Raw genomic sequence first — 7,405 nt, forward strand, 5'->3', positions numbered from 1 at the left:
GGCCGCATATCGCGTCGTGCGCAAGGCGCGTCCGGGGAAGTAAGGGCCAGTCCGAAAAAAATTAGCGCTTCAAGTCGGCTTGCCAGTTCAGGACGACGGTAATCGGCGCCTGTGAGTTCTGAGCAGCGGCGGACATCAGCACCAGAAATTTCTTGCCGTCGCTGGTCACATCCCAGCCGTTGTCCGGTGCAATCGAGAACAACTGCTTCAGGGTTCCCACCTGAAAAACGCCACCGGCTCCGTTGACGTCCGCCGCAAGCCTTGCTCCCAGGCTGCGGAAAATGATTTCCTTGTCTGTGGGCCACTTGGACTGGGCAGCGCCATCCTTGGAGACCTGCCATTTGCCGTCGCCGAGCGACGGCCCCGACGCGCCGGATGAGACGAACGGACGCACATACAGCTCGCTTCTCCCGGACTCGTTGGAAAGATAGGCAACCCATCGGCCGTCCGGCGAGAAGACGGCCCGCCTTCCTCAAACTCGGTGGCCAGTAGAAGCGATGGTTTGTGCTCGCCTTGAAGTGGGAGAACCCACATGTCGGGACTCGTTTTCGAAGAATTATTGACTGTGAACAGCAGGAAACGACCGTCGTGCGACACGCTTGTGGGAGTCAAGACAGAGCCTGGCTCTTTCAGCAGTTCCTGTTCCTCTCCGGCGCCGCTGGCGGCCTTCTCGTAAATCGTATCGCCGATATTGCCCGCACCCCAATAATCCGGTTTCCGTCCGGGGTCCAGACGGGGTACGAGCCGGGAGTTTGATGAAAGGTCAGCCGGGTCCGCACGGCGCGCGCAAAATCGATTAGCCAGATATCTCCTCGAACCTGTGTGGCTGCGTCACGTCCCGCGGCCCGCGTTCCGTCCGGCGATATCACAACACCGGCGTCGGTGCGGAGTTCTCCGACCGTACCCGCCGGTTTTCCCGCGCGATCCAGCCAGGTATGTTGAAGACCGCCGGCGGCCGCCGTACCGGTGCGATACGCCAGAACACCGCTGGGTGATACGGAGAAGTAGCCGGTCGATAGTTCTCCCCCGACGTGTTCGGCGATGGGCACGGGATCGCCTTTCAACTGAAGCTTCCCGTCATCGAACGGCTGCACCATCAGCGTCCCGTCGCGTATGAAGAACATGTTTCCCGCGACATACGGCGCGTTGAACGTCGTTGCCAGGATCCGTTCCTTCGATTGTTCTGCGGGTTTGGTGTCGATCGAGCCGGCATACATACCCGTCACTTCCGGCGTTCCGATGCGCATATAAGCAAAATGTTTTCCGTCCGGCACCAGGCGGTTGAGCCGGCTATCGCGCGCCTTCCAGACTTCTCCCATACCGCCCGCGCCCAACGGAGAGAGGATCTCATAGGGGCCGAGCTTATCGCCTGCTGTCAGTGACATACGGCGGCCATTGTAAAGGGGAAGCAGGCGCAACAGGCAGAAAAAACCTCAACCTAAAAGGGCACAGGGCTTACTTCGAGTGAGGGGTTGTCTTCGGTGAAGTATTTGGCAGTCCATGCGCTCGGAAGCAGGACCACCCATTGGCCGAAGGCGTCCTGCGCCCATACGGCTTTCAAGGGAAGCTGTCGATCGGGTTTATTTACAACTCCACGTTTGCCGGAAGCTTCGGAACCCTTCTCCCGGACCCACAGTACGTGGCTCCAGGGCGCTGTTTCCATGCGGCTCCTGGCGCCGTATTCCGATTCGAGCCGGTATTTCAGAACATCGAATTGCAGGGGTCCGACCGCGCCGAGGAGCGGTATATTGCCGAGCGCGTCCGGCTGATCGAAGGCCTGCACAACGCCCTCCTTGAGCAATTGCGTCAGTCCGTCGCGAAAGCGTTTGAAATGCGCAGGCGTGTCGTTGTGCAGGTACGCGAAACTCTCCGGCGCAAATCGCGGCATTTCGCTGAATGCGATGCCGGCCTCTTCGGAAAGCGTGTCGCCGATGAGGAAATCGTTGTTGCCGACGATGCCCACGATGTCGCCGGGATATGCTTCATCCACGGTTTCGCGTTCCCTGGCGAACATGCGCTGCGAGTTCGAGAGGCGCAGCTTTTTTCCTGTGCGGGTGTGGATGACCTGCATGTCGCGGCGGAAGGCCCCGGAAACCACTCGGATGAAGGCGACGTAGTCCCGGTGCTTCGGATTCATGTTTGCCTGAACCTTGAACACAAAGCCCGTGAACGCCGGATCGGCCGCCGCGACGACGCGGCTGCCGCCGTTGCGCCCGGCCGGATGCGGGGCAAGCTCGAGGAAGCGGTCGAGAAGCATCTGAACACCGAAGTTGTTCATCGCGCTGCCGAAAAAAACGGGCGTGACTTTGCCTGCCTGAACATCAGCGATGTCGAATTTCACGCCCACGCTGTCCAGCAACTCGAGGTCGTCGCGCACTCGTTCGTGAACGTCGGTCCGCAGCGTCTCACTAATGGATTCATCGTCGATTCCACGCACATGAACCGGTGCACGATATGCACCGCCACCCGGGACACGTTCGAACAGATGCACATCCCGGTTCTCGCGATCGTAGACGCCGTGGAAGTCCGGCCCGTCACCTAACGGCCAGTTCAGCGGGAATGCCGACATTCCCAAGACACGTTCCAGCTCATCGATCAACTCGAGTGGCGATCGCGCAGGGCGGTCCATCTTGTTCATGAACGTGAATATCGGAACGCCCCGGCGGCGGCAGACCTCGAAAAGCTTCAGCGTCTGCGGCTCGATGCCTTTGCCCGCATCGATGACCATGACGGCGGCATCGACGGCGGTGAGCACCCGATATGTATCCTCGGAAAAGTCCCGATGGCCCGGAGTATCGAGCAGGTTGACGACGTAGTCCTTGTATTCAAACTGAAGCACGGTGGAGGAAACGGAGATCCCCCGCTGCTTTTCCAGTTCCATCCAGTCGCTCGTCGTGGCCTTCTGCTGCTTGCGCGCTGTGACACTGCCCGCAAGGTGCACGGCACCGCCGTAAAGCAGGAACTTCTCCGTCAGCGTCGTCTTTCCTGCATCAGGATGCGAAATGATTGCAAAGGTCCGCCGGCGAGACACTTCGCGTAAAATTTCCGGTGAACGAGCCTGGCTCGTTATCTCTACCATCTTAAAATCCTCAACTGGAAATCATTAGCCAGGATGGAAACGGTGGATTTCAGGAAACTCCAATAGGCAGCCAGAAGATTCGGGCGGCGACCGGTTCAACCGAAAACGATTATACCATCGCCGGTCCGGCAAAATGTTTTTTCCTCCGACCCGTAACAAATCGTCCATCAGTTGTTTTGTGAGTGAGAGGCAAAATGGTCGAGGCAGCGGCTCTGGACGTGACCGGTAAAGATAAAGACGTATCTGACGATTTCGAGCTGTTGTTCCGGCAGCATTCCAGGTTCGTTTACCGGACAGCCTATGGAATAACCGGGAACGCTGCTGACGCCGAAGACCTGGTTCAGACCGTATTTACGAGTTTCTTTTCAGCGCTTCAAAAGAATTCGCGAGTTAAGGAAAATCCGCGAGCCTACCTTCATCGCTCGGTCGTGAACACAGCGTTGAATCTGATCAAGTCGCGAAAATCGATCCAGCACGTGGATTCAGAGACGCTGATTGATAATCTGCCCAACCCGGCAGAACCCACTGCGAATCACGAGATTCGCGAACGCTTGTTCGCGGCGCTGGATAGCATGGCGGAATCGAACGCGCCCGGCGTGGACTTGCTCATGCTGCGGTACTTCCACAACCTTAGCGATGCTGCAATCGCGAAGATGATGGGAACTTCGCGAGGAGCCATTGCGCTCCGTTTGCACCGTGCCAAAGCGCGGCTGAAGAAAATGTTGAAGGATGTGATGCGAGGCGACAAATGAAGCAAGACGATCAACGTATTAAAGAGATGTTTGAACAGTCCTTTTTCAGGGCTGATGAAGCGCAAATGGACACAGTCTGTGAACGCGTGTGGCAACGACTGAGCGTTCAGAGGAACGTTAAGGGCGGCGCGGCCGCTGCAGAGGTGCCGCATACGATTAGACAATGGCGCGTTTTCGTGGCTGTTCCAGCTATGGCGTTCGCCCTGGTGCTTCTGGTGTTTCCGGTGATTCGCACAGTTATCTGGCCGCGAAACGTATATGCGAAGGTTCTGGATGGTTCCGTGCAGCGGCTGAATGGGGGCAAGACACTGCGCACCAGCAACGGTTCCGGCGCTCTTGTTGCGCTTTCAGATAACTCCCGCATAGAGATGCGAACAGAATCCGAGCTTTCCCTGGAACCGGCGGCCGATGGCATTCGCATACGGTTGGAAAAGGGAAATGTCATCGTCGATGCAGCGGCGCAAGGAAAGGGGCACTTATATCTACAAACAAAGGATGTCACGGTGTCGGCCGGAAGTACTGTCTTTCTTGTGGGCGTCGCCGCCAATGGCTCGCACATCGCGGTTATCGACGGAGAGGCGCGCTTGGATGCTGGAAGCGTCGAACAGACATTGCGCCCGGGCCAGCGTGTTGCGACAACTCCGGGCATGCCGGCGGAAGACATCGATCAGGCAGTCGCCTGGAGTCGGAGTGCCCAGTCGCGCCTGGCAATGCTTCAGCGCAATCTGACCGGTTCAATTGCAACGGACAGCAGCGTTGCCGGTGTAGTACGCGCGCGCGATGGCCGTCCGGCTTCGAAAGTACGCGTCACGGCACTGCGCGCGGATACGATCACCACAATCCGCGCAATGCTGAGCCTCACAGAAACAGATTCGGATGGCCGTTATCGGTTGGAGAACGTTCCGCAGGGCCGCTTTTTTATCACTGCGGGGCGGCTGGACGTGCCCACCTACTATCCCGGCACTTTGGAAATTAAAGACGCTCAAATCGTAACGGTGCCGTCAGCCGGAGCACTCACCGGTATCGATTTTGTTGTTCAGGATGGCAGCACGGCGCCGCCGTCCCAACAGCCGCTTGTATTGAAGCCGGATCTGCCAGCCTCCTATCGCCGGATTCCTGTACAGATACCGGAAGAACAGAAGAAGGCATTAGCTGAATCCATTAAGAAGCAATTCGAGCAAAAGGAAAATGGCGACCAGACCGGGGAAGAAAAGCAGCCCCCAGATGCGCGACTACAGGAGATCCTTAAATCCTTAGCGCCCGGGGGTGTCATGCTCCCCGACGGGCGTGTCGTGGTTCCCCCCAACGTCAAACGGCCTGACTCCGATCCACAACAAAGGTAGACCCGGCGGTTCCGACAAACGCAATTGTCCCATCAGGAGATAAAAGTGAGAGGTCCGTATTCCCGCAGGTCCAGTTCATGCGCAGCAGTGCTTCTGGTGTTTTCGGTAATTCTTATACTCATTGCAACGAACCTGCTTGCAGCGATACCAACGCTGCAGGCCACGAGCAGCTCGACAGCAGCGACTGGTGCCGGCCACTCGATGCAGTTCGAGGTCGTCTCAATCAAGCTTCGGGCTCAGACCGGAGGCGGAGCAGTCAACTTCGGCGACGCACCGCGAAGTGCGAATCCAGCCGGCGCGATTAGCTCCGGACCATGCGGGGGTGGCTTTATCCAACTCAGCCCAAGGCGGTTTGCCGTCAATAGCATTACCGTTTACAAGCTGATTGCCCTGGTCTTTGGAATCAATTGCCGCGCTTCGGCTGAAATCGGGTTATTACAAGGTGGACCTGCCTGGCTGAGATCGGATACATACGATATTCAGGCGGTCATTCCAGATGGCACTTCCAGTTATGCAGTGCACCAACTCAATGAGGGGCGGGCTCCGGAGCTACAGACAATGCTGCAGGGAATGCTGGCCGACGACTTCAAGCTATCCACGCACAACGATGTAAAAAGTGGGCTCGTATATAACCTTGTCATTGCCAAACCGGGACATGTCAAGTTGTCGGAAGATCAGAACGATACCCCAGCCGGGGACGGACAACCCTCCGGGGCGGAGGCGAATGCTTCATCCCGCACGTTTTCTCTCAGGCTGGATCCTCTTGAAGGCAGAGCGAACATTGTGGCTAAGCGTGCTCCGCTATCTCTACTTATCGACGTGTTTCAAGGTTTGGATGGCCGGTTCGTCATCGACAAGACCGGATTTAACGGCTTAATTGATATCCCCAGTCAAAGCCTGGACCTCGGTCCCTTCACGATTGGTACCTCAGTCTGGCCCGAAATTCTGCGTCTGCTCGGGATGAAACTGGAACGGACAGAAGCTCCGATCGAGATCCTTACTATTGATCGGATTTCGAGGCCCGCCGAGATTTGAGTCTGGTGCTGCTGGGCGGCCCCCCCACGCCAGAACGGAAAATGCGCCTTGGAGGTCGTGGCAGGACGCAAGCAGCCGGGACGCAGTTTGAATTTGGGAAAAAGGGACCGCCCCCTTTTCCCCCTTTTCCCCTTTTTCCAAATTCAAACTGCGTCTCTACCACGCTAAATGCACATGCGGGTGGCCGAATCACTCCAGTCCGTGAAGCCCGCTTTACCGAGCGCGCGAACCTGGAATGCGTAGATCGCGCCGGGCGTCAGGCCGTCGAACTCCACGGCTTTCTTTGTGGAGGTCATGGTGACTTCGGTCCAGTTGCCGGGGAGCCCGTTTATCAGCGCGGCACTACGCAAAAAGTAACAGTGCGCCTCGGCAACGGAAGAGATCTCAATCAGAAGCTGACCGGTGACGCCCTGGTCGACGGAATTCACGACGGGCTGCGGCAGCGGTTGCGGCACGGATTTCGCACGTGGCGGAGCCAGCACGAAACCACTCGATGCGACGATGGCCGGATCGCCCTCGGCAATCTTCAGCACGTATGCGGAGAGTAATTCCAGGTCCTGCTCCACCACACGACGGTCCTTTTTACGTTGCGCAATGTCTTTCTTGGCCCCGTCGTTTGCCGCCGCGGCCGACACGGTCAGGTTATCCAGATCCTGCTTCAGAATCGCCAATGGAAGCGACGGCGTCGTGAACACGTTGACCTCGACGCCCATATCCGTGAAAACCGTGTAACCGCGGGACAACACGTCCGCATCCTTCGTTCTCGAAAACCTGTGAGCAATCGTCAATTTCGGAATATCCGATGTTGTAGCCATGTTCTATTTCTCCTTGAAGTTGTTTGCGAGATCGTGTCTCGCGCCCTCCTATAACGCAACCGCTGTGCCAAACCGGCAGGCTAAGGCCAATCCATATGTTTCAACGAGTTAGGTTTCATGCCAGGGAGGATCACGCCGGATACCCTGAACTGAAGGTCAGGATTCCTGACCTTCAGTTCAGGGTCAGTTCAGGGTTCGCCATTGGCCCAGCGGGAAATCCGGAGGCGATATGCGGGACGCGACCTTATTTATACGTGCATCCAAACGTTTCCCGCAGTCGGACGCGTCCGACTGGAATCCATCGCGTCCGACTGGAGTCCGGGGCGATCGACTGGAGTCCGGGGCGATCGACTGGAGTCCGGGGCGATCGACTGGAGTCCG

The 7,405-nt window shown here is 57.5% G+C and carries 7 protein-coding genes; 3 read left to right on the forward strand and 4 right to left on the reverse strand.

The genetic code is table 11. From position 1 onward, the window contains the following. Window positions 1-61: 61 nt before the first annotated feature. The 3 genes from VGK48_17255 to VGK48_17265 all read right to left on the reverse strand — a co-directional run bounded on the left by VGK48_17255 (window position 62) and on the right by VGK48_17265 (window position 3,079). Entirely contained in the window at window positions 62-394 is a 333-nt protein-coding gene (locus tag VGK48_17255; GenBank protein HEY2382926.1) for a hypothetical protein, read from the reverse strand. A gap of 235 nt (window positions 395-629) precedes the next feature. Beyond that, window positions 630-1,385 (reverse strand): hypothetical protein, encoded by a 756-nt coding sequence (locus tag VGK48_17260; protein ID HEY2382927.1) that lies wholly within the window; start codon window positions 1,383-1,385, stop codon window positions 630-632. 53 nt (window positions 1,386-1,438) lie between these two features. Further along, window positions 1,439-3,079, reverse strand: a complete 1,641-nt coding sequence (locus tag VGK48_17265) for a peptide chain release factor 3 (protein HEY2382928.1) — start codon at window positions 3,077-3,079, stop codon at window positions 1,439-1,441. A 194-nt stretch (window positions 3,080-3,273) separates the two neighbouring features. Here VGK48_17265 and VGK48_17270 point away from each other — a divergent pair, with 194 nt between their 5' ends. The 3 genes from VGK48_17270 (at window position 3,274) to VGK48_17280 (ending at window position 6,209) form a co-directional block, all read left to right on the forward strand. Continuing rightward, window positions 3,274-3,831, forward strand: coding sequence for a sigma-70 family RNA polymerase sigma factor (locus VGK48_17270; GenBank protein HEY2382929.1), 558 nt, complete (start codon window positions 3,274-3,276; stop codon window positions 3,829-3,831). After that, a complete protein-coding gene (locus VGK48_17275) occupies window positions 3,828-5,174 on the forward strand; it encodes a FecR domain-containing protein (GenBank protein ID HEY2382930.1) in 1,347 nt (448 codons plus the stop codon). The genes VGK48_17270 and VGK48_17275 overlap by 4 nt, the downstream gene beginning before the upstream one ends. 96 nt (window positions 5,175-5,270) lie before the next feature. Further along, window positions 5,271-6,209, forward strand: coding sequence for a TIGR03435 family protein (locus VGK48_17280; protein ID HEY2382931.1), 939 nt, complete (start codon window positions 5,271-5,273; stop codon window positions 6,207-6,209). Window positions 6,210-6,373: 164 nt separating this feature from the next. Here VGK48_17280 and VGK48_17285 read toward each other — a convergent pair whose 3' ends face one another. Further along, window positions 6,374-7,024: a fibronectin type III domain-containing protein gene (locus tag VGK48_17285; GenBank protein HEY2382932.1), complete on the reverse strand. Its 651-nt coding sequence runs from the start codon at window positions 7,022-7,024 to the stop codon at window positions 6,374-6,376. Window positions 7,025-7,405: the final 381 nt, after the last annotated feature.

Source organism: Terriglobia bacterium, assembly GCA_036496425.1.
Lineage (GTDB): Bacteria > Acidobacteriota > Terriglobia > 20CM-2-55-15 > 20CM-2-55-15 > 20CM-2-55-15.